The 20076-nt window shown below is 69.5% G+C and carries 16 protein-coding genes; 8 read left to right on the top strand and 8 right to left on the bottom strand.

Going from position 1 to position 20076, the window contains the following annotated elements; genetic code table 11:
• Positions 1-5 precede the first annotated feature (5 nt).
• Complete coding sequence (locus tag SM757_RS22355; protein WP_322467106.1) at positions 6-2660, bottom strand: [protein-PII] uridylyltransferase; 2655 nt, start codon at positions 2658-2660, stop codon at positions 6-8.
• Between the two features lie 41 nt (positions 2661-2701).
• Positions 2702-3535, bottom strand: coding sequence for a type I methionyl aminopeptidase (gene map, locus SM757_RS22360; protein WP_066334299.1), 834 nt, complete (start codon positions 3533-3535; stop codon positions 2702-2704).
• A 117-nt stretch (positions 3536-3652) separates the two neighbouring features.
• Between map and purL the strand changes: the two genes are divergently transcribed.
• From purL to SM757_RS22375, 3 genes are all read left to right on the top strand, one after another.
• Positions 3653-7639: a phosphoribosylformylglycinamidine synthase gene (gene purL, locus SM757_RS22365; RefSeq protein ID WP_322467107.1), complete on the top strand. Its 3987-nt coding sequence runs from the start codon at positions 3653-3655 to the stop codon at positions 7637-7639.
• Positions 7640-7834: 195 nt separating this feature from the next.
• Complete coding sequence (locus SM757_RS22370; protein WP_066334293.1) at positions 7835-8236, top strand: cupin domain-containing protein; 402 nt, start codon at positions 7835-7837, stop codon at positions 8234-8236.
• 11 nt (positions 8237-8247) lie between these two features.
• Positions 8248-8460 carry a SlyX family protein gene (locus SM757_RS22375; protein WP_066334291.1) on the top strand — a complete coding sequence of 71 codons (213 nt, stop codon included), beginning with the start codon at positions 8248-8250 and terminating at the stop codon, positions 8458-8460.
• 151 nt (positions 8461-8611) lie between these two features.
• Here SM757_RS22375 and SM757_RS22380 read toward each other — a convergent pair whose 3' ends face one another.
• Positions 8612-8983, bottom strand: a complete 372-nt coding sequence (locus SM757_RS22380) for a hypothetical protein (RefSeq protein WP_157118808.1) — start codon at positions 8981-8983, stop codon at positions 8612-8614.
• Positions 8984-9218: 235 nt separating this feature from the next.
• Between SM757_RS22380 and SM757_RS22385 the strand changes: the two genes are divergently transcribed.
• On the top strand, positions 9219-11000 hold the full coding sequence (locus tag SM757_RS22385) for a sensor domain-containing diguanylate cyclase (RefSeq protein ID WP_322467108.1): 1782 nt from the start codon (positions 9219-9221) through the stop codon (positions 10998-11000).
• Between the two features lie 148 nt (positions 11001-11148).
• Complete coding sequence (locus SM757_RS22390) at positions 11149-11967, top strand: universal stress protein (protein ID WP_322467109.1); 819 nt, start codon at positions 11149-11151, stop codon at positions 11965-11967.
• Positions 11968-12041: 74 nt separating this feature from the next.
• Here SM757_RS22390 and SM757_RS22395 read toward each other — a convergent pair whose 3' ends face one another.
• The 3 genes from SM757_RS22395 to SM757_RS22405 all read right to left on the bottom strand — a co-directional run bounded on the left by SM757_RS22395 (position 12042) and on the right by SM757_RS22405 (position 15916).
• Positions 12042-14045, bottom strand: coding sequence for a peptidase U32 family protein (locus tag SM757_RS22395; protein ID WP_322467110.1), 2004 nt, complete (start codon positions 14043-14045; stop codon positions 12042-12044).
• A 76-nt stretch (positions 14046-14121) separates the two neighbouring features.
• Positions 14122-14706, bottom strand: coding sequence for an NAD(P)H-dependent oxidoreductase (locus tag SM757_RS22400; protein ID WP_066334359.1), 585 nt, complete (start codon positions 14704-14706; stop codon positions 14122-14124).
• A 73-nt stretch (positions 14707-14779) separates the two neighbouring features.
• Positions 14780-15916, bottom strand: coding sequence for a S1C family serine protease (locus SM757_RS22405; protein ID WP_322467111.1), 1137 nt, complete (start codon positions 15914-15916; stop codon positions 14780-14782).
• Between the two features lie 54 nt (positions 15917-15970).
• Here SM757_RS22405 and SM757_RS22410 point away from each other — a divergent pair, with 54 nt between their 5' ends.
• From SM757_RS22410 to SM757_RS22420, 3 genes are read left to right on the top strand one after another with little or no spacing between them, the layout of a single operon-like run.
• Positions 15971-16699, top strand: coding sequence for a DUF1624 domain-containing protein (locus tag SM757_RS22410; RefSeq protein ID WP_407655792.1), 729 nt, complete (start codon positions 15971-15973; stop codon positions 16697-16699).
• Positions 16696-17439: a 23S rRNA (guanosine(2251)-2'-O)-methyltransferase RlmB gene (rlmB, locus tag SM757_RS22415; protein ID WP_322467113.1), complete on the top strand. Its 744-nt coding sequence runs from the start codon at positions 16696-16698 to the stop codon at positions 17437-17439. Before SM757_RS22410 ends, rlmB begins: the two co-directional genes overlap by 4 nt.
• Before the next feature lie 26 nt (positions 17440-17465).
• Positions 17466-18221 carry an SIR2 family NAD-dependent protein deacylase gene (locus SM757_RS22420; protein WP_322467114.1) on the top strand — a complete coding sequence of 252 codons (756 nt, stop codon included), beginning with the start codon at positions 17466-17468 and terminating at the stop codon, positions 18219-18221.
• Positions 18222-18406: 185 nt separating this feature from the next.
• Here SM757_RS22420 and SM757_RS22425 read toward each other — a convergent pair whose 3' ends face one another.
• Both SM757_RS22425 and SM757_RS22430 read right to left on the bottom strand, forming a co-directional pair.
• Positions 18407-18958: an NUDIX hydrolase gene (locus SM757_RS22425; RefSeq protein ID WP_322467115.1), complete on the bottom strand. Its 552-nt coding sequence runs from the start codon at positions 18956-18958 to the stop codon at positions 18407-18409.
• Positions 18959-19121: 163 nt separating this feature from the next.
• Positions 19122-19883, bottom strand: a complete 762-nt coding sequence (locus SM757_RS22430) for a protease inhibitor I42 family protein (protein WP_322467116.1) — start codon at positions 19881-19883, stop codon at positions 19122-19124.
• Between the last annotated feature and the right edge of the window lie 193 nt (positions 19884-20076).

Raw genomic sequence — 20076 nt, forward strand, 5'->3', positions numbered from 1 at the left:
AAAACTCAGGTGGGCAGCGGCGCCGCGGCGTCGAGCAGCTCGCTTTCGATCTGCAGCTGCTTGCGCGCGTGCTGCAGCTCGTGGCCGTCCACGAGGAAGGTGTCTTCCACGCGCTCGCCCAGGGTGCTGATCTTGGCGAGCTGCAGGTTGATGTGGTGGGCCGCCAGCACGCGCGCGATGGCGTAGAGCAGCCCGGAGCGGTCGCTGGTGCTCACGCTCAGCAGCCAGCGCTGCGCGCGCTCGTCCGGGCGCAGCGACACGCGCGGCACCACCGGGAAGGATTTCACCCGGCGCGACACCCGGCCACGGCTGGGGTCGGGCAGCGGGCCGCTGGCGCGCAGCGCGGCGGTGAGCTGCGTTTCCACCAGCGAGGTCAGGTCGCGGTAGCTGGCCGAGCCGGGCTCGTCCAGGCGCGGGTGGACGACCTGGAAGGTGTCCAGCGCGTAGCCGCTGCGCGTGGTGTGGACCTTGGCGTCCTGGATGTTGAAGCCCGCGCTGTCGAAGTAGCCGCACAGCCGGGCGAAGAGGTCCGGCTTGTCCGGCGCATAGACCAGCACCTGCAGGCCTTCGCCTACGGGCGAGGGGCGGGCACGGACCACGGGCTCGGGGCTGGCGACGTGGCGCCAGAGGGCGCGTGCGTGCCAGGCGATCTCGGCGGCGTCGTGGCGGGCGAAGTAGCTGACCTCCAGCGTCTTCCACAGCGGGCCCTCGGTGCCGGGCAGTTGCGAGGCCAGTGCCAGCAGCGAGCGGGCCTCGGCCTTGCGGGCCTCGATCTCGGCCTCCTGGCAGGGCTTGGCGCCGCCCAGGGCGCGCAGCGTGAGGCGATACAAGTCCTCCAGCAGCTTGCCCTTCCAGGCGTTCCAGACCTTGGGGCCCGTGCCGCGGATGTCGGCCACGGTGAGCAGGTACAGCGCCGTGAGGCTGCGCTCGTCGCGCACCTTGGCGGCGAAGGCGTGGATGACGTCGGGGTCGGAGAGGTCTTCTTTCTGCGCCACGCGGCTCATGCCCAAGTGCTCGGCGACGAGGAATTCGCACAGCCGCGCGTCCTCCTTGTCCAGGCCGTGCTCGCGGCAGAAGCGGCGCACCTCGGTGGCGCCCAAGGTGGAGTGGTCGCCGCCGCGGCCCTTGGCCACGTCGTGGAAGAGGGCGGCGATGTAGAGCACCCAGGGCCGCTCGAACTGCAGCGCCAGTTGCGAGCAGAAGGGGTACTCGTGCGCGTGCTCCGGCATGAAGAAGCGGCGCACGTTGCGCAGCACCATGAGGATGTGCTGGTCCACGGTGTAGACGTGGAACAGGTCGTGCTGCATCTGGCCCACGATGCGGCGGAACACCCACAGGTAGCGGCCCAGCACCGAGCTCTGGTTCATGAGCCGGAAGGTGCGCGTCTGGCCTTCGGGCGCCTGCAGGATGCGCATGAAGGTGGCGCGGTTGACCAGATCGCGGCGGAAGCTGCCGTTCATCAGCGTGCGGGCGTTGTAGAGCGCGCGCCAGGTGCGTGCCGACAGGCCCTTGATGCCCACTTCGCGCTGGAAGATGGCGAAGGTTTCCAGGATGGCGTGCGGGTCGCGCTCGTAGAGGTCGTCGCTGGCGACTTCCAGCATGCCCGCGCGCGAGAGGAAGCGCTCGTCGATGGGCCGCATGGGCGCGTCGCGCGAGCCCTGGATCTGCTCCTCCATGTTGAGCAGCACGATCTGGTTGAGCTGCACCACGGCCTTGGCAGCCCAGTAGTAGCGGCGCATGAGCTGCTCGGAGGGGCGCTGCATGCGCGTGCCGCGGTGGCCGAAGCTCTCGGCCACGGCGGTCTGCAGGTCGAACACCAGGCGGTCCTCGCGGCGGCCGGCCACCATGTGCAGCCGCGCGCGTATGAGTTTCAGCGTGCCCTCGTTGCGCTGCAGTTGCTGCGCCTCGAAGGGCGTGAGCAGCCCGTTGGCGGCCATGGCGCGCCAAGTGCGGCCCAGCCCGGCGCCCAGCGCCACCCAGCGCAGCACCTGCAGGTCGCGCAGGCCCCCCGGGCTTTCCTTGCAGTTGGGCTCCAGGGCGTAGGGCGTGTCCTCGTACTTGACGTGGCGCTGGCGCATCTCCAGCGTCTTGGCGCGCAGGAAGGCCTTGGCGTCCACCGCGGCGTCGGCGTCCTTGCGGAACTGGTCGAACAGCTTCCTTGGGCCGCAGATCAGGCGCGACTCCAGCAGCGAGGTCTGGATGGTGACGTCGCGCTGGGCCTCGGCCACGCACTCGTCCAGCGTGCGCACGGAGGAGCCGATTTCCAGGCCGATGTCCCAACACGCGGTGATGAAGCGCTCCACCGCCTCGCGCCATTCCTGCAGCGGGGCGCAGCCCGGGGCGCCGCTGGCCGGCGCGTCGCACAGCGCGCAGCCGTTGGGCAGCAGCAGCAGCACGTCCACGTCGGAGTACGGGAACAGCTCGCCGCGGCCGTAGCCGCCCACGGCCACCAGCGCCGCCTCGTCCGGCAGCCCGCACTGCTTCCACAGCTCGCAAAGCGTGGCGTCCACGTGGCGCGCCAGCCCGCTGAGCAGCCGCGTGGCGGCGGGCACGCTTGGGCGGGCGCTGCGGAACTCGTCGATCAGCGCGGCCTTGCCGCTGCGGAATTGCTGGCGCAGCGCCGCCGTGGAGTTGGGCGGCGGGCTCAAGGTCGCGGACATCGGCGGGACTGCGGCGGAAGCTGGAGGGGCTGCAGGATGACTCAGGCCGCGGCCGCGGGCTGCTTCACGAAGGCCGGCGGCGGCGGCGAACCCGCGGAAAGCGTGAGAATTTCGTATCCCGTCTCGGTCACGAGCACCGTGTGCTCCCATTGGGCGGAGAGCGAGCGGTCCTTGGTGACGATGGTCCAGCCGTCGTAGCGGCCGCCCTTGCGGTCCTCTTTGATCTCGCGGCGGCCGGCGTTGATCATGGGCTCGATGGTGAACACCATGCCGGGCACCAGCTCCTCCAGCGTGCCCGGGCGCCCGTAGTGCAGCACCTGGGGCTCCTCGTGGAACTTCTTGCCGATGCCGTGGCCGCAGAACTCGCGCACCACGCTGAAGCCCTGGCCCTCGGCGAAGACCTGGATCACGTGGCCGATGTCGCCCAAGCGCGCGCCGGGACGGACTTTTTCAATGCCCTTCCACATCGCCTCGTAGGTGATGGTGCACAGCCGCCGCGCGGCGATGGTGCCGTCGCCCACGATGAACATGCGGCTGGTGTCGCCGTGCCAGCCGTCCTTGATGACGGTGACGTCGATGTTCACGATGTCGCCGGTCTTGAGCACCCGCTCGCCGGGCACGCCGTGGCAGACCTGCTCGTTGATGGAGGTGCAGACCGACTTGGGGTAGGGCGGGTAGCCGCTGGGCTGGTAGTTCAGCGGCGCGGGGATGGCCTGCTGCTCGTGCACGATGTGGTCGTGGGCCAGCTTGTCGAGCTCGCCGGTGGTGATGCCCGGGCGCACGTGCGGCGTGAGCATGTCCAGCACTTCGGACGCCAAACGGCCTGCGATGCGCATGCCTTCGATGTCGGCCGCGCTCTTGATGGAGATCGTCATGGCGGGGGATTATCTCACCCCCCTCTAAAATCACGGGTTTGCACGTACCTGACGCCCTGTTGCGCTCAGGTGCAGCCCTGGCGGCCTTGGGCCCCCTAACGACGCGAGCTCCCCAGCGTGACCAGCAAACACCTGTTTTCCTTCGAGGGCGGCAATGCCCTGTCGTCCTTCCGCGCCCAAGCGCTGCTGCAGCGGCTGCAAGCCGTCAGCCCCCGCATCACCGGCGTGAGCGCACGCTTCGTGCACTGGGCCTGGTCGGACGCGCCGCTGTCCGGCGACGCCCACGCCAAGCTGGCCGCGCTGCTGGACTACGGCAGCGCCTACGCGGGCGAGGCCGCCGGCGCCCTGGTGGTGGTCATGCCGCGCCTGGGCACGGTGTCGCCCTGGGCCTCCAAGGCCACCGACATCGCGCACAACTGCGGCCTCTCGCTGCACCGCGTGGAGCGCGTCACCGAGTACCGCCTCACGCTCAAGAGCGGCCTGCTGGGCGGCGTGAAGCCGCTGGAGGCGCGCGAGCTGCAGGAAGCCGCGCTGCTGCTGCACGACCGCATGACCGAGAGCGTGGCCTTCGAGCGCGAGGCCGCCGCGCACCTCTTCGACGAGCGCGCCGCCGAGCCGCTGGCGCACGTGGACGTGCTGGGCCGCGGCCGCGCCGCGCTGGAGCAGGCCAACGGCGAGTTCGGCCTGGCGCTGTCCGAGGACGAGATCGACTACCTGGTCAAGGCCTTCACCGGCTTGCAGCGCAACCCCAGCGACGTCGAGCTGATGATGTTCGCGCAGGCCAACTCCGAGCACTGCCGCCACAAGATCTTCAACGCGGAATTCATCATCGACGGCGAGCCGCAGCCGCTGTCGATGTTCGGGATGATCCGCAACACCGAGAAGCTCAACCCGCAGCACAGCATCGTCGCCTACAGCGACAACGCCGCCGTGATGGAAGGCGGCCCGGTGGAGCGCTGGCTGCCCGCGGGCTTCACCGACGCCCCGCGCTACGAGGCCCGCCAGGAAACGGCCCACGTGCTGATGAAGGTGGAAACGCACAACCACCCCACGGCCATCTCTCCCTTCCCCGGCGCCTCCACGGGCGCGGGCGGCGAGATCCGTGACGAAGGCGCCACCGGCCGCGGCTCCCGCCCCAAGGCGGGCCTGGCCGGCTTCAGCGTTTCCAACCTGAACCTGCCCGGCACCAACGAGCCCTGGGAGCAGAACCCGGTGGGCAAGCCCGAGCACATCGCCAGCCCGCTGCAGATCATGACCGAGGGGCCGCTGGGCGGCGCCGCGTTCAACAACGAGTTCGGCCGCCCCAACCTGGCCGGCTACTTCCGCGTCTACGAGCAGACCGTGGACGGCGTGCGCCGCGGCTACCACAAGCCCATCATGATCGCCGGCGGCCTGGGCACCATCAGCGACGGCCAGACGCACAAGCTGCCGTTCGGCGCCGGCACGCTGCTGGTGCAGCTGGGCGGCCCGGGCATGCGCATCGGCATGGGCGGCGGCGCCGCCAGCTCCATGGCCGCGGGCACCAACACCGCGTCGCTGGACTTCGATTCCGTGCAGCGCGGCAACCCGGAAATCGAGCGCCGCGCCCAGGAAGTCATCAACCATTGCTGGTCATTGGGCGAAGGCAACCCCATCCTGGCCATCCACGACGTGGGCGCGGGCGGCATCTCCAACGCCTTCCCCGAGCTGGTGGACGGCGCCGGCAAGGGCGCGACCTTCGACCTGCGCAAGGTGCCGCTGGAGGAGTCCGGCCTGGCGCCCAAGGAAATCTGGTGCAACGAAAGCCAGGAGCGCTACGTCCTGGCCCTGAACCCGGCGCTGCTCTCCACCTTCGAGCAGATGTGCGAGCGCGAGCGCTGCCCGTTCGCCGTCGTGGGGGTGGCCACCGACGACCGCGAGCTGATCCTGGAGGACGGCCCCGCGGGCGAGCGCGCCATCGCCATGCCCATGGACGTGCTGCTGGGCAAGCCGCCCAAGATGCAGCGCGACGTCAAGCGCGTGCCGCGCCAGGCCGCGCCGCTGGACCTCTCGGACGCCACGCTGGACCAGGCTGCCTTCGACGTGCTGCGCCACCCGACGGTGGCCTCCAAGCGCTTCCTCATCACCATCGGCGACCGCACCGTGGGCGGCCTGTCGCACCGCGACCAGATGGTCGGCCCCTGGCAGGTGCCCGTGGCCGACTGCGCCGTGACCCTGGCCGACTACGCCGGCCTGCGCGGCGAGGCCATGAGCATGGGCGAGCGCACGCCGCTGGCTTCGGTCGACGCGCCGGCGTCCGGCCGCATGGCCGTGGCCGAAGCGGTGCTCAACCTGCTCGCGGCGCCCATCGAGCTGTCACGGGTGAAGCTGAGCTGCAACTGGATGGCCGCCTGCGGCGAGCCCGGCGAGGACGCCGCGCTCTACGACACGGTGAAAGCCGTGGGCATGGACATCTGCCCGGCGCTGGGCATCGGCGTGCCCGTGGGCAAGGACAGCCTGTCCATGCGCACCCGCTGGAGCGATGCCGGCGGCGAGACCAAGCAGGTGGTGGCCCCCGTCTCCCTGATCGTCTCGGCCTTCGCCACGCTGGACGACGTGCGCGGCACGCTCACGCCGCAGCTCCAGGAAGGGGAAACCACGCTGCTGCTGGTGGACCTGTCCGAGGGCAGGAACCGCATGGGCGGCTCCATCCTGGCGCAGACGCTCAACCAGTTCGGCGACGCCGTGCCGGACCTGGACCAGCCTGAACAGCTCAAGGCCCTGGTGTCCGCCGTCAACAAGCTGCGCGCCGAAGGCAAGCTGCTGGCCTACCACGACCGCAGCGACGGCGGCCTGTGGGCGGCGGCCTGCGAAATGGCCTTTGCCGGCCACCGCGGCGTGAGCCTGAACGTGGACCTGCTGGTCACCGAAGGCGACGGCATCACCGACAGCCGCGCCGACCACGGCGACGCCAAGAACTGGGCCACGCACGTCAGCGCCCGCCGCAACGAGCTCACGCTCAAGGCCCTCTTCAACGAGGAGCCCGGCGTGCTGCTGCAGGTCAAGCGCGCCGACCGCGACGCCGTGATCGCCGTGCTGCGCGAGTTCGGCCTGAGCCGCCACAGCCACGTGGTGGGCACGCCCAACGACCGCGGCGTGATGGAGGTGTGGCGCGACACGAAGACCGTGTTCACCGCCCCGCTGCGCGAGCTGCACCAGGCCTGGGACGACGTGAGCTGGCGCATCGCCCAGCAGCGCGACAACCCGGCCTGTGCCGACGCCGAGCACGCCGCCGCCGGCGCGCAGGACGACCCCGGCCTGCACCTGAGCCTCACGTTCGACCCGGCCGAGGACATCGCCGCCCCGTTCCTGAACCTGGGCGCGAAGCCCAAGGTCGCCATCCTGCGCGAGCAGGGCGTGAACTCGCAGGTGGAGATGAGCTACGCCGTGGCGCACGCCGGCTTCGAGAGCTACGACGTGCACATGAGCGACCTGCTGGCCGGCCGCACCACGCTGGACCAGTACCAGGGCTTCATTGCCTGCGGCGGCTTCAGCTACGGCGACACCTTGGGCGCTGGCGAAGGGTGGGCTCGCACGATCATGTTCCACCCGGAGCTGGCCGAGCAGTTCGCCGCCTTCTTTGGCCGCAACGAAACCTTCGCGCTGGGCGTGTGCAACGGCTGCCAGATGATGGCCGCCCTGGCGCCCATCATCCCGGGCGCGCAGGCCTGGCCCAAGTTCACGCGCAACAAGAGCGAGCAGTTCGAGGCGCGGCTGAGCCTGGTGGAAGTGCTGGACAGCCCGTCCGTGTTCCTGCAGGGCATGGCCGGCAGCCGCGCGCCCATTGCCGTGTCGCACGGCGAGGGCTTCGCGGACTTCTCGCAGCGCGGCGACGAGGGCGCGGTGGTGCGCGCCATGCGCTTCGTGGACCACCACGGCCAGCCGACCGAGCAGTACCCGCTCAACCCCAACGGTAGCCCCGGCGGCCTGACGGCGGTGACCACGGCCGACGGCCGCTTCACGGCCATGATGCCGCACCCCGAGCGCGTCTTCCGCAACGCGCAGATGAGCTGGAGTGGCGCAGGCGTGGAGGGCGCCAGCCCCTGGATGCGCATGTTCCGCAACGCGCGCAAGTGGGTGGGCTGACCGCCTGATCGGCCGGCTACAAAGGCCGGCTGCCATGTGCTCGTAGGAGGCCCGCTGGCGGGCCGAACCGCAGGCATGCCGGCCCTTTCGACGGGGGCACGCCTGTGCGCCATTCGGTCCGCCAGCGGGCCTCCTGCGGTGGCGTTTCCCTGGGCGCCCACAATGCCGGCTTCCGCGTCCCGCTGGAGCGCCGCCATGTCCGACACCGTTCAACCCGCCGTGCAGGCCGTGCGTCCCGACCGCGAGGTCATGACCACGCAGCGACTGCCGTACTTCACCGGCCTGTCCGGCCAGACCGTGGGTGCCACGGGGCTGGCGATGCACCTGGTGGTCATCCCGCCCGGTGCCTCCTCGCAGCCGCACGTGCACGTCGGCTACGAGACCGGCATCTACGTGCTGCAAGGCCGGGTGGAGACGCGCTGGGGTGAGCAGTTGGAGCACTCGGTGGTGAGCGAGGCGGGCGAGTTTCTCTACGTCCCGCCCGGCGTGCCGCACCAGGCCTTCAACCTGAGCGCCACCGAGCCCGCGCGCGCCGTGGTGGCGCGCAACGACGCGGCCGAGGCCGACAAGGTGCAACCCTGGCCGCCGGCCGAATGATTTATTTGTCCATGGACCAAGACGACACCGAACGCCGCCTGGAGGCGCTGGAAATCAAGGCCAGCTTCGCTGAAGACCTGCTCGACGAGCTCAACGCCACCGTGGCGCGCCAGCAGATGCAGATCCTTCACCTCATGCAGCAGCTGCGCGCGCTGCAGGAGCAGTTGCCCTCCGCAGGGGCGGCGCCGCGCAGCCTGCGCGACGAACTGCCGCCGCATTACTGAGCTGGCGTTTTGCAGACGCCGCATCGTTCAGAAATCTGAACGATGGCGCCGATGGGATGGCGTGCTGGTGGGCACGAAAGTGCACAGGCGCCCGCCGCGAGGGCGCCAGGCAGGGCGCCGCCGATACGGCGCCCCGAAGGCTTGAGCCCCTTCAGCCCCGGTCGGCCCGCGCCGCACGCGCGGGCGCCGTGCTGCTGCCGTTCATGCCCGTGCCCGCTCCCGTGGTGCTCCCGGTGCTGGAGCCGGTCGCAGCGCTGCTGGTATCGCGGTTCGTGCCCGGCGTCACCGCATCGGCCGTGGCGTTAGCGGCGCGGCCAGCCTTGTCGGCGGCGGATTCGCCCGTGCGCGTGACGGTCGCCGTGTCCGAGCGCGGCACGGCCTTGTCCATGGCCTCCTTGGCGGTGGAGGGCGACACGCCGACGCTGGTGTCCGGCGTGGTGGGCGTGGTGTTCTGGGCCAAGGCGACGCCGCAAGCGGCGGCCAGGCTCAACGACAGCAGGGTGGATCTGTAAATGCTTGCCATGTCTGTTTCCTTGCTGGGTGGGGATGCAGCCTGAATGGCAACCCCCATGCCGCCCGGGTAACAAAGCCCCGGCATGCTGCGGCCGGCGTGCATGAAGTCACGCCTGAACTTTTTTCGTGGCGCCCCTTGCGTGTAAGCACCACTGCAGTGGCCGCCCGGCGTGTCGAAGCTGCAGCCAAGCCTGGTACGGCCTATGCCGGTACGACACCAGGACCCAGGAGACAAGACTTCGCCCATGGAGCAGATCGCAAGCTTCTTCGACACGCTGGACGATTTGAACGAGCTGCTGTCCTCCCCCGCGCTGCGCGGCAAGGTCGCGCGCTCGCGCAGCGTGCTGGCGCAGGTGTTCGTTTCCAGCAGCGGCGGCTCCCTGGCGCAGGCCGCGGCCGCGCGCGTGGCCGCGCTGGAGGGGCGCGTGGTCGTGGTGGGCGCCAGCACCTGCGGCGAGATCTGCGGGGGCCGCGCGCGCTCGGCCAGCAACGTGCTGTCGCTGCTGCTGTTCGATGCGGCTGAGCTGCGCGCCGAGGCCTACGCCGCCACGCCGGGCAGCGAGGCGGCGCTGGCCGGGCGCATCGCCGAGGGCATCGCCCGCGCGGGCGACGCGCCGCTCAAGGGCGTGCTGCTGCTGTCCACCTCCGGCACCGTGGAGGCCGGTGCGCTGCTGCGGGCGCTGCACGGCCGCCTGCCGGGCCTGCCGCTGTTTGGCGCGGGCGCCGGCGACGGCCTGGAGCAGGGCCGCACCGTCGTGCTGTGCGGCACGCGTACGCTGGAGGCGGGCTGCATTGCCGTGGGCCTGTACGGCCACGCGCTGGAAGTGATGCGCCAGACCTACCTGGGCTGGGAACCCATGGGCAAGCGCATGCGCGCCACGCGCGCGGCCGGCTGCGTCATGCACACCATCGACGACCAGCCCGCCATGGAGGTCTACCGCCACTACCTGGGCATAGAGGGCAACGACAGGCTGTTCCACAACGCCATGGAGTTCCCCTTCCTGGTCGAGCGCGAGGGCGAGCTGCTGGCGCGCGTGCCGCACAAGGCGCTGCCGGACGGCGCCATCGAGTTCATAGGCGACGTGCGCGAGGGCGAGGAGCTGCGCTTCGGCTACGCCAACGTGGACGGCATCCTGGCGCGCGCCCGCGGCACGCAGGCCGAGGTGCGGGCCTTCGCGCCCCAGGCCATCCTTTTCTACTCGTGCATCTGCCGCTACTTCGTGATGCAGAAGGACGTGGAGCTGGAGCTGCGCCCCTACGAGGCCATGGCGCCCACGGCCGGCTTTTTTACTTACGGCGAGTTCTGCGACCTGGGCAGCAGCAGTCCCATGATGACGTCCACGCTGCTGGTGGTGGCGCTGCGCGAAGGCGCGGGCCAGAGCGGTGTGCCGCAGGCGCCCATGGCGGGCGCGCCGGCCGCGGCCCTGTGCGAGAGCAGCCACTCGCGCATCCTCTCGCGCTTCCAGCACTTCGTCCGCGCCATTGCCGGCGACCTGGAGCGCGCCAACGACGAGCTGCTCGCCCTGGCCGAGCACGACGCGCTCACCGGCCTGGTCAACCGGCGCAAGCTGCAGGCGCTGCTGGCTGCCGAAGCGCTGCGCGCCCGGCGGCACGGCGACGACTTTTGCGTGCTGCTGGGCGACATCGACCACTTCAAGCACATCAACGACAACTTCGGCCACGAGGCGGGCGACGCGGTGCTGCGCCTGGTGGCCCACACGCTGGCTTCGCAGGTGCGCGGCGTGGACACGGTGTGCCGCTGGGGCGGCGAGGAGTTCGTGGTGCTGCTGCCGCAGACCCACCTGGAGGAGGCGATGCAGTGCGCCGAGCGGCTGCGCCGCTGCGTCGAGGCGCTGTACGACGAGGGCGATTCGCCGCTGCCGCGCCGGGTGACGCTGTCCCTGGGCGTGGCCGCCTATCCGCGGCATGGCGACGTGCAGACCCCGCTGCTGGCCGCCGCCGACAAGGCGCTGTACGAGGCCAAGCACGGGGGGCGCAACCAGGTGCGAGCCGGGCAGGACGCCTGACCCCGCATTTCCCGAAACGAACGGCTGGCGCCGGCCAGCGCAATACGGGCTTTCAAGCCTGTCCCTTGGCTCCCCTTGCCCGCAGGCTTGCGCGCTGCGGCGCGCAGTGCAGGCGCCGCGGCCACTTCACCCCTCGGGAGCCCATGCCATGAAATCCATCGCCTCCATCCTGCTGCACCTGGACGCCGCGCCGCAAAGCCGCGACCGCCTGGCCCTGGCCTGCCGCCTCGCGCAGCGCCTGGACGCCGGGCTGCTGGCGCTCTATGCCGCTGCGCCCAGCGCCTCGTCCCTCATGCCGCTGCCCTTGGGCGGCGGCGGGCTGACCATGGAAGACGTGCAGCGCGACGAGCGCCGCCGCGCCCAGGCGCGCGCCTGGTTCGAGGAGGCCGCCGCCTCCGGCCCGCCGCGCTTGAACTGGTCCGAGCTGCACGCCACGGCGCCCGGGGCAGAAGCGTTTTCCAGGCAGGCGCTGCTGCACGACCTGGTGATCGTCGGCCAGCAGGACCCGGACGCCGCGGACGACGCCGGCGTGGCCAAGGATTTCCCGGAGCAGGTGGTCATAGACAGCGGCCGCCCGGCGCTGGTGGTGCCTTTCGCGGGGCGCTTCCAGGACGTGGGCCGGCGCGTGGTGGTGGCGTGGAAGGCGTCGCGCGAGTCGGCGCGGGCCGTGTCCGCGTCGCTGGCGCTGCTGCAGCCCGGGGCGCAGGTGCACGTGCTGTCCTGGGGCGGCGACCCGACGGAGCTGCGCCCGCTGCTGCAGCACCACGGCGTGGAGGCGCAGTTCCACTCCGAAGGCGGCGACGAGGGCCAGGTGGGCGAGCTGCTGCTGTCGCGCGCCGCGGACCTGGGCGCGGACCTGATCGTGATGGGCTGCTACGGCCGCAGCCGCACCCGCGAGCGGCTGTTGGGCGGCGCCAGCCGCTCGGTGTTCGGCGCCATGACGGCGCCGGTGCTGATGTCGCATTGAGGCGGCTGGCCGGCGGATAGCGCCCCGCCGTCGGCCTGTGGGAGGCCCGCCTTTGCTGGGGGCGATCCGCCCGCTCAGCGCGGCTGCGCCCCCGGCCGCGTCTTGTAGAACTGCAGGGGCACGGCCTTCAAGCTGGCCTTCTCGGCCGCGCGGGCCTGCTGCAGCACGTTCTTCTTGATGCGGCCCACCACGTGCATCTCGCAGGGCTTGCAGTCGAAGCGCAGCGTCAGCACCTCGTCGCCGTGCGCGATGGTCAGCGGCTCGGCCCGCACCGTGCCCTGCACACCCGTCACGCCCTTGGCCTGCTTGGGGCACAGGCTCAGGGAGAAGCGCACGCAGTGCTTGGTGATCATCAGGCTGGACTCGCCCAAGGCCTCGTGGCTTTCATAGGCCGCCTCCACCAGCTTCACGCCGTGCTTCACGTAGAAGTCGTGCGCCTTGCGGTTGTAGACGTTGGCCAGATACGACAGCGTGTCCTCGGGGTAGGGCACGGGCGGCTCCACGCGGGCGGCGGGCAGGAGCCGCTCGCGGCAGGCCTCGCGCTCGGCCTCCAGCGCGGCCACGGCGTCGCGGCGCAGCGCGTTCAGGAAGCCGGCCGGGACGAACCACGGCTTTGACAGGCGCAGCGTCACTTCCCGCGGCTCGAAGACGGTCGCGCCCAGCTTGGCGAGCTGCTCGCGCAACTGCGGCTCCACGCGCTCGGCATGCTGCGCGCGCTCGTGCGCATGGCCGGCCTCCACGCGGGCGTAGTGGCCGTCCTCGTCGGTGAGGGACAGCGCGAAGCCGCCGGCCGTCTCCTCGAAGTGCATGTCCACGGCGATGCGGCGGTCCGACGACTTCTTCTTCAGCAGCCGCTCCCAGGCCATGTCGCGGTTGCGCTGCAGCACGGTGTCGCGGCGCAAGTCCTTGAGCTGCGCCACCGGCTCCTTGGGAAACACGCGCCAGCGCCGCGCCGCCGCGTCCAGCAGCTCCACGGTGTTGACCTGCACGCCCTGCAGCTCCTGCTGCAGGTCGAACCACGTGATGGAGTCGCCGTTGTTGAGGTCGCCCACGCCTTCGTCCAGCACGACGTCCACGCTGTCCTTGGCGAGTTTCACCACGTAGCCCAGCGGCAGCCCGGCGTGCTTGGGCGTGTCGAAGGCGCCTATGTCGTCCTTGCGGCCGTTGACGAAATAGTCCGTGGCGCCGCGGTTGAAATTGCGGTCGGGGTCGGGCTCGAACAAGAAGCTCGTCCGGCCGCTGGAGGCGCGGGCCAGCTCCGGCCGCTGCTCCAGCACTTCGTCCAGCAGCTTGCGGTAATGGGCGGTGATGTTCTTCACGTAGCCCATGTCCTTGTAGCGGCCCTCGATCTTGAAGCTGCGCACGCCCGCGTCCACCAGCGCGGCGAGGTTGGCGCTCTGGTTGTTGTCCTTCATGGAGAGCACGTGCTTGTCGTGCGCCACGATGCGGCCCTGCGTGTCCGTCACCGTGTAGGGCAGCCGGCAGGCTTGGCTGCAGTCGCCGCGGTTGGCGCTGCGGCCGGTGAAGGCGTGGCTCACGTAGCACTGGCCGCTGTAGGCCACGCACAAAGCGCCGTGGATGAAGAACTCCACGACGGTCTCGCGCGGCAGCGCGTCGGCCACGGCGCGTATCTGCGGCAGCGTCAGCTCGCGGGCCAGGACGATCTGCGCGAAGCCGGACTCGGCCAGGAACTTCGCCTTCTCCACCGAGCGGATGTCGCACTGCGTGCTGGCGTGGAGCTGCAGCGGCGGCAGGTCCAGCTCCAGCAGGCCCATGTCCTGGACGATGAGGGCGTCGGCCCCGGCGTTGTAGACGTCCCAGGCCATGCGGCGGGCGCCTTCGAGCTCGTCGTCGCGCAGGGTGGTGTTGAGGGTGACGAAGATCTTGGCGCCGTAGCGGTGGGCGTGGCGGGTGAGGCGCTCGATGTCCTGCACGGGGTTGCCGGCGGAGGCGCGGGCGCCAAAGCCCGGGCCGCCGATGTAGACGGCATCGGCCCCATGGTTCACGGCCTCTATGCCGATGTCGGCATCGCGGGCGGGGGCGAGAAGCTCAAGTTGACGGGATCGGGGCGCGCTCATAGGGCGCGCATGGTAGCGGCGCGGCCCCGGGCCTCCGGCGTACCGGGGATTGACGGCGGCGCGGGCCGTGACTTGTTCAGCCTGCCTGCTGCCCCATGCGCTCCAGCTTGATGAGCCACTCGCCGCGCTGCTTGTCGCTCAGCTCCCCGATGCGCCCAACCAGCGTTTCATGGATGGGCGCGATGCCCACGAAGCCCAGGATGTTGCGCTCCAGCGACTTCAGGCTGTGGGCGCGGAAGTAGAAGCGGTAGATCAGCGCCGGCATGCCCATGGTCACCACCACGCGGGCGGATCGGCCGGTCAGCCCCTTGTTGGCCAGCGGGTTCTTGCCGTCGGGGTGGAAGGCGAAGCCCGGCCGCGCCACCTGCTCCAGAAAGCCTTTCAGGAGCGCCGGCATGCCCCCCAGCCACAGCGGGAAGAAGATGACGATGTGCTGCGCCCACCCGATGGCGTTCTGCGCATCGACCAGCCCCGGCGGCAGCAGCCCCTCCATCCATTGCGTGGGACTGCGCAGCATGGGGAAGTCCAGCTCGGCCACGTCGATGTGGCGCACGTCGTGGCCGTGGTCCTCGGCGCCGCGGGCGTAGGCGTCGGCCAGGGCGTGGTTGAAGTGGCGTTCGCTGGCGTCGGGGTGGCCCTGGAGGATGAGGATGCGCGTCATGCCCGCCATGCTGGCAGGGATGCCGGGGCTTCTTGCCGGCCCCCGTCAACACGCGCTGGGGGATTCTCCCGGGTCAGGCCTCGCCGGCCGCCAGCTTCACGCTCACCTGCCGCGTGCGCCCGGAGCGCCACACCGACAACGTCACGGTGTCGCCGCTCTGGAAGCGCTCCAGCTCGTTGAGCAGGTCGTCGAAGTCTTCCACCGGCGCGCCGTTGACGGCCGTGATCACGTCCCCCGCCGTGATGCCGCCGGCGGCAGCGCGCGCAAAGGGCTGCAGCCCCGCGCGCTGCGCCGGCCAGCCCGGGGTGACGCGCAGCAGCGCCACGCCCTTGGGCAGTTTCAGCGCCTCTTGCAGCTGCCGCGTGCCGGCGGCGATGCCCAGCGAGGGCCGCTCTATGCGCCCGTCGCGGATGAGCCGCGGGACGATGCGGTTGACCTCGTCCACCGGAATGGCGAAGCCGATGCCGGAGCTGCCGCCGCTTGGGCTGTAGATGGCGGTGTTGACGCCTATGAGCCGCCCGGCCGAGTCCAGCAGCGGGCCGCCGGAGTTGCCGGGGTTGATGGCGGCGTCGGTCTGGATGACGCCGCGGATGGTGCGCCGCGTCACGGACTCGATCTCGCGGTTGAGCGCGCTGACGATGCCGGTGGTCATGGTCTGGTCCAGGCCGAAGGGGTTGCCTATGGCGTAGACCTTCTGGCCCACCAGCAGGTCGCGGCTGCTGCCCACGGGAATGGCCGGCAGCTTGCCCTTGGGCGCCTCTATGCGCAGCACGGCCAGGTCGCGGTCGGGGAAGGCGCCCACCAGCTCGGCGCGGTAGGTGGACTGGTCGCTGAGCGTGACGCGCGCGCCGCTGGCTTCCTGGATGACGTGGAAGTTCGTGACGACGTGCCCCGCGTCGTCCCAGATGAACCCCGTGCCCGTACCCGTGGGCACCTGCGAGACGTTGAGCGAGAACATGTCGCGCTGCAGCGCCAGGCTCGTGATGTTCACCACCGAGGGGGAGACGCGCTTGAACACGTCGATGTGGTTGCGCTCGTCCGCGTCCAGCGGCCCGCGCGGCGTGATGGGCCGCGGCAACGCCTGCGGGCGCTCCTTCTGGGCCCGCGCCACGGCGGGCGGCAGGCCCAGGCCGAGCGCGCAGGCGCCCAACAGCAGGCCCTGCAGCACGGCACGGCGGGGTTGAAGCGGAAGAGGGTGCGACGGCTTCATGCGCAACGAATCGTGAACGGCGGGAGGGCGATGATAAGGATCGGCAGGGCTACGATGCCCGCCATGCCGCCGCTGCACCGCTACGAACGACTCGACGCCCTGCGCGGGCTCGCCATGCTCTGGATGGCAGCCTTCCACTTCAGCTTCGACTTGAATTTCTACAAGCTGCTGCCGCCGCAGAACTTCTACAACGATCCGTTCTGGACGCTGCAGCGCACCGCCATCGTGAGCCTGTTCCTGCTGTGCGCGGGCGCCTCGCAGGCGCTGGCGCACGAGGCCGGGCAGGGCGCGCGGCGCTTCTGGCGGCGCTGGGCGCAGATCGCGGCGTGCGCGCTGCTGGTGTCGGCCGGCTCGTGGTTCATGTTCCCGCGGAGCTGGATTTCATTTGGCGTGCTGCACGGCATGGCGGTGATGCTGATCCTGGCCCGCGCGCTCTCGCCCCTGGGCCCGCGCTGGCTGGCGCCGCTGGGCGTGGCGGCCGTGCTGTTGCCGCGCTTCGTGCAAAGCCCGCTGTTCGACAACCGCTGGCTGAACTGGACGGGGCTGGTGACGCATAAACCCGTCACCGAGGACTACGTGCCCGTGCTGCCCTGGCTGGGCGTGATGCTCATTGGCCTGGCGCTGGGCCAGTGGCTGCTGGCGCACCGGCGCGAGGTGATGGCCGGGCCACTGCCGCGGGGGCTGGCGCCGCTGGCCGTGCTGGGCCGCTGGCCGCTGAGCTTCTACATGGTTCACCAGCCGGTGCTGATTGGGCTGACCGTGGCGGCGACAATGCTGCGATGAGCTCTTCTTCCAACAAGTTGCTGTTCGGCTTCCATGCCGTGACGGTGCGCCTCAAGACGGCGCCTGAATCCATCACCGAGATCCACGTCGATGCCACGCGGCGCGACGCCCGCATGCGCCAGTTCGTGGAGCGCGCCAAGGAGGCCGGCGCCAAGCTGATCGAGAGCGACGACGAGCGCCTGTCCAAGATCAGCGGCACGCACCGCCACCAGGGCGTGGTGGCGCGGGTGCAGGCGCTGGCGCAGCAGCACTCGCTGGACGACGTGCTGGACGACGTGGACGGCGCGCCGCTGCTGCTGGTGCTGGACGGCGTGACCGATCCGCACAACCTGGGCGCCTGCCTGCGCGTGGCCGACGGTGCCGGCGCGCACGCGGTGGTCGCCCCCAAGGACCACGCCGTGGGCCTGAACGCCACGGTGGCCAAGGTGGCCAGCGGCGCCGCCGAAACGGTGCCCTACCTGATGGTCACGAACCTGGCGCGCACGCTCAACGAGCTCAAGGAGCGCAACGTCTGGGTGGTGGGCACGGCCGAGGACGCCGAGAAGACCCTCTACGAGGTGGACTTCAAGGGCCCCGTCGCCCTGGTGCTGGGCGCCGAGGGCCCCGGCATGCGCCAGCTCACGCGCAAGACTTGCGACGAGCTGGTCCGCATCCCCATGCAGGGCGCCGTTGAGAGCCTGAACGTGTCGGTCGCCGCCGCCGTGTGCCTGTACGAGGCGCGGCGCCAGCGCGGGGCCTGAATGGTGTGACCGGAGGAGGCGGCGCCATGGACGAGCACACCCGGCGCGACGTGGCCGACCTCCGCGTGCGGCTCTTGGCTGCGCAGAAGGTCTGTGTGCTGACGGGGGCGGGCATGTCAGCCGAAAGCGGCATCTCTACCTTCCGCGACGCGCAGACGGGTTTATGGGCGAAGTTCGACCCCATGCAACTCGCCAGCGAGGCGGGCTTCAGAAGTGATCCGCGCCTGGTGTGGGACTGGTACGAACACCGCCGCGAAGGCGTGCGCCGCGCGCTGCCCAACCCCGGCCACCTGGCGCTGGCCGGCTACGCGCGCCGCCGCCCGGGGCGGCTCACGCTCATCACGCAAAACGTGGACGACCTGCACCAGCGCGCCGGCAACACGGACGCGCTGCGGCTGCACGGCGACATCCTGCTGGACCGCTGGCTGGAGCGTTGCGCGCACCAGCCGTCGCTGCTGGACGTTTCCTCTGCCGTGCCCGGCCGCCCGCCCAAGTGCCCGCACTGCGGCAATCTCGTTCGGCCCGGTGTGGTGTGGTTCGGCGAGCAGTTGCCGGAAGGCGCCATGGAGGCCGCCGAGCAGGCCGCATTTGAGTGCGACGTGATGCTGGTGGTCGGCACCTCAGGCGCCGTCTGGCCCGCCGCCGGGTTGGCCCAGGTCGCGCGCGAGGCCGGGGCGCATGTGGCGATATTGAATCCGCAGGAAAGCGCTATTGATGGGGAGGCGCATCTGATATTGCGGGGGACGACGGTAGGGGTGTTGCCGGAGGTATTCGCTGAATAGTTGATTGGATCGGTGTGAGAGCTGCTCGGATTTAAGCTGCCCTTTGCCTTGCTCAAAAATATCGTCCAAATGAATTTACGGACGTCAGCCGTTATCCGTTAGCCGGATCATAGCGCCTGCCGATTCGTCATTCCCGCCTTCGCGGGAATGACGGGCTGGGGTGCGAAGCATTCTGGCTCGCGGAGTTAAATCAACCCCTTCACCTTCAACATCCCCACCACCGCCCACGTCGTCCCATCCTGAATCACCCCCTCCCGCAGCATTCTTTCAAATTCCTTCAAGGCAAAAGCCCGGCAAACCAGCCCGGCTTCCTCGGCGTCCAATTGCTGTTCGGTTTGTTGCAAATCCGTGGCGAGGAAGACGTTGCAGCGCTGCGTGCATAAACCGTAGGCGATGAACATGGAGCCGACGAATTGCATCTGGCCAGCGATCAGGCCGGTTTCCTCGCGCAATTCACCGCGGGCAACTTCCTCCGGCGATTTGCTGGGGTCGTCCTCCCACGCGCCCTGCGGCAATTCCCAATACCGGCCGCCGACGGGATAGCGGAACTGTTCGACCAGGTAAATGTGCCCGTCCTGAATCGCGACGATGGCGGCGAAATCCGCCCGCTCCACCACGCTGTAAATGCCGGGGCTGCCGTCGGCACGGACGATGGCGTCCTCGCGCAACTTGATCCAGCGGTTTTCATAAACCAGCCGCGAGGCGGTGCAGGTGATTTCGGGGCGGTCGTCCGTCATGCGGTGTGGCTCCAGGGGCGGTGAATCTAAGCCTGAAGTTTGACCGAGGCGGCGGCGGGTGGCCAGGATCAAAGGGGCTGGCTTTGAAATATGGGCATTTCAAAAGTATGGCGTGGTAGTTTTTCGCGCTGTTTCTGCGCTCTGGTGTGGGGCCGCCCACGACTTATTCACTGACAACGAGATACTTGACCTCAGCCAGAACCTTCTCCGACTCCCAGATGCGGGATTTCTTGAAGGTCAGCGTCGTCCGGCCGCTGGACGAGGTCCAGAATAAGAACCGTGCCGTCCCGGAGCTGCCATCCACCGCTTGGTCATCCGGCACGAGACGCTCGCCAATCAATTCAACCACCGGCCGATCTGAAATCGCGGCCAGGGCCCAGGCATGGGTTGTCAAATTCTTGAGCCTCAGCTCGATGTCGAACTTCCTGGCCGGCATGCTGTCAACGGGAATACAGGCATCCGTGACGCTCAAATTGATCGGGCCGCCTTCAAATGGATATCCCGCCAGGGCGTGGCCTTTCACGATCACCGGTTTACCGACATAATTATCCAGCTTGATGATATCGCTCTGCAGGGCGTATAAAAGCTTGCCGGTCACATCGTGGAGCGCATGCGTGCCATAGGGAATGGACGGGTCTTCCAGCAGCTTCAAAATGCCTTCGGACGTATCGCCGAGATTACTGGCGGCGTTGGAGTCATCTCCAGGCATCACGCTCACGACAATAAACTGTTCCTGCCCGTCCGTCAGCCGTATATTGCTGCGATAACCCACAATAAGAACGAATTTTCGAAGAAAAATATCCAAATACACGTCGTTGCTGGACAGGACGAACACGGCTCCGCCGTCCGCAGACCGCAGAATATGGCGGCCAACCTTCCTGTCTTCACCGGCGTTGGGTTCAATAATTCCAGAAATGGTTTCCATAAGCCCGCTCGGGGAATGTGGTTTGGTTTTCCTTCTGCAAGGTGGGAACCGGTTCGGCGAGGCTGCTATTGAGTGCCCAACGACGAGGCGGCCGAGAAAAGCGTGACGTAAGTCACGGTTTTCGGGGTGTTGACGTCTGCTTCGGCAGGCTGTCGCCATGGCCGGCGCTGCGGGGGCGTGGCGGCATGGAAGT

It is taken from the genome of Azohydromonas lata, assembly GCF_034427735.1.
Taxonomy (GTDB): Bacteria; Pseudomonadota; Gammaproteobacteria; order Burkholderiales; family Burkholderiaceae_C; genus Azohydromonas; species Azohydromonas lata.

Bases quoted from the DNA above. Each gene is read 5' to 3' on its own strand.
- SM757_RS22355 (WP_322467106.1), bottom strand. From the start codon at position 2,660: ATGTCCGCGACCTTGAGCCCGCCGCCCAACTCCACGGCGGCGCTGCGC.
- map (WP_066334299.1), bottom strand. From the start codon at position 3,535: ATGACGATCTCCATCAAGAGCGCGGCCGACATCGAAGGCATGCGCATC.
- SM757_RS22370 (WP_066334293.1), top strand. From the start codon at position 7,835: ATGTCCGACACCGTTCAACCCGCCGTGCAGGCCGTGCGTCCCGACCGC.
- SM757_RS22375 (WP_066334291.1), top strand. From the start codon at position 8,248: ATGGACCAAGACGACACCGAACGCCGCCTGGAGGCGCTGGAAATCAAG.
- SM757_RS22380 (WP_157118808.1), bottom strand. From the start codon at position 8,983: ATGGCAAGCATTTACAGATCCACCCTGCTGTCGTTGAGCCTGGCCGCC.
- SM757_RS22385 (WP_322467108.1), top strand. From the start codon at position 9,219: ATGGAGCAGATCGCAAGCTTCTTCGACACGCTGGACGATTTGAACGAG.
- SM757_RS22390 (WP_322467109.1), top strand. From the start codon at position 11,149: ATGAAATCCATCGCCTCCATCCTGCTGCACCTGGACGCCGCGCCGCAA.
- SM757_RS22395 (WP_322467110.1), bottom strand. From the start codon at position 14,045: ATGAGCGCGCCCCGATCCCGTCAACTTGAGCTTCTCGCCCCCGCCCGC.
- SM757_RS22400 (WP_066334359.1), bottom strand. From the start codon at position 14,706: ATGACGCGCATCCTCATCCTCCAGGGCCACCCCGACGCCAGCGAACGC.
- SM757_RS22405 (WP_322467111.1), bottom strand. From the start codon at position 15,916: ATGAAGCCGTCGCACCCTCTTCCGCTTCAACCCCGCCGTGCCGTGCTG.
- SM757_RS22410 (WP_407655792.1), top strand. From the start codon at position 15,971: ATGCCCGCCATGCCGCCGCTGCACCGCTACGAACGACTCGACGCCCTG.
- rlmB (WP_322467113.1), top strand. From the start codon at position 16,696: ATGAGCTCTTCTTCCAACAAGTTGCTGTTCGGCTTCCATGCCGTGACG.
- SM757_RS22420 (WP_322467114.1), top strand. From the start codon at position 17,466: ATGGACGAGCACACCCGGCGCGACGTGGCCGACCTCCGCGTGCGGCTC.
- SM757_RS22425 (WP_322467115.1), bottom strand. From the start codon at position 18,958: ATGACGGACGACCGCCCCGAAATCACCTGCACCGCCTCGCGGCTGGTT.
- SM757_RS22430 (WP_322467116.1), bottom strand. From the start codon at position 19,883: ATGGAAACCATTTCTGGAATTATTGAACCCAACGCCGGTGAAGACAGG.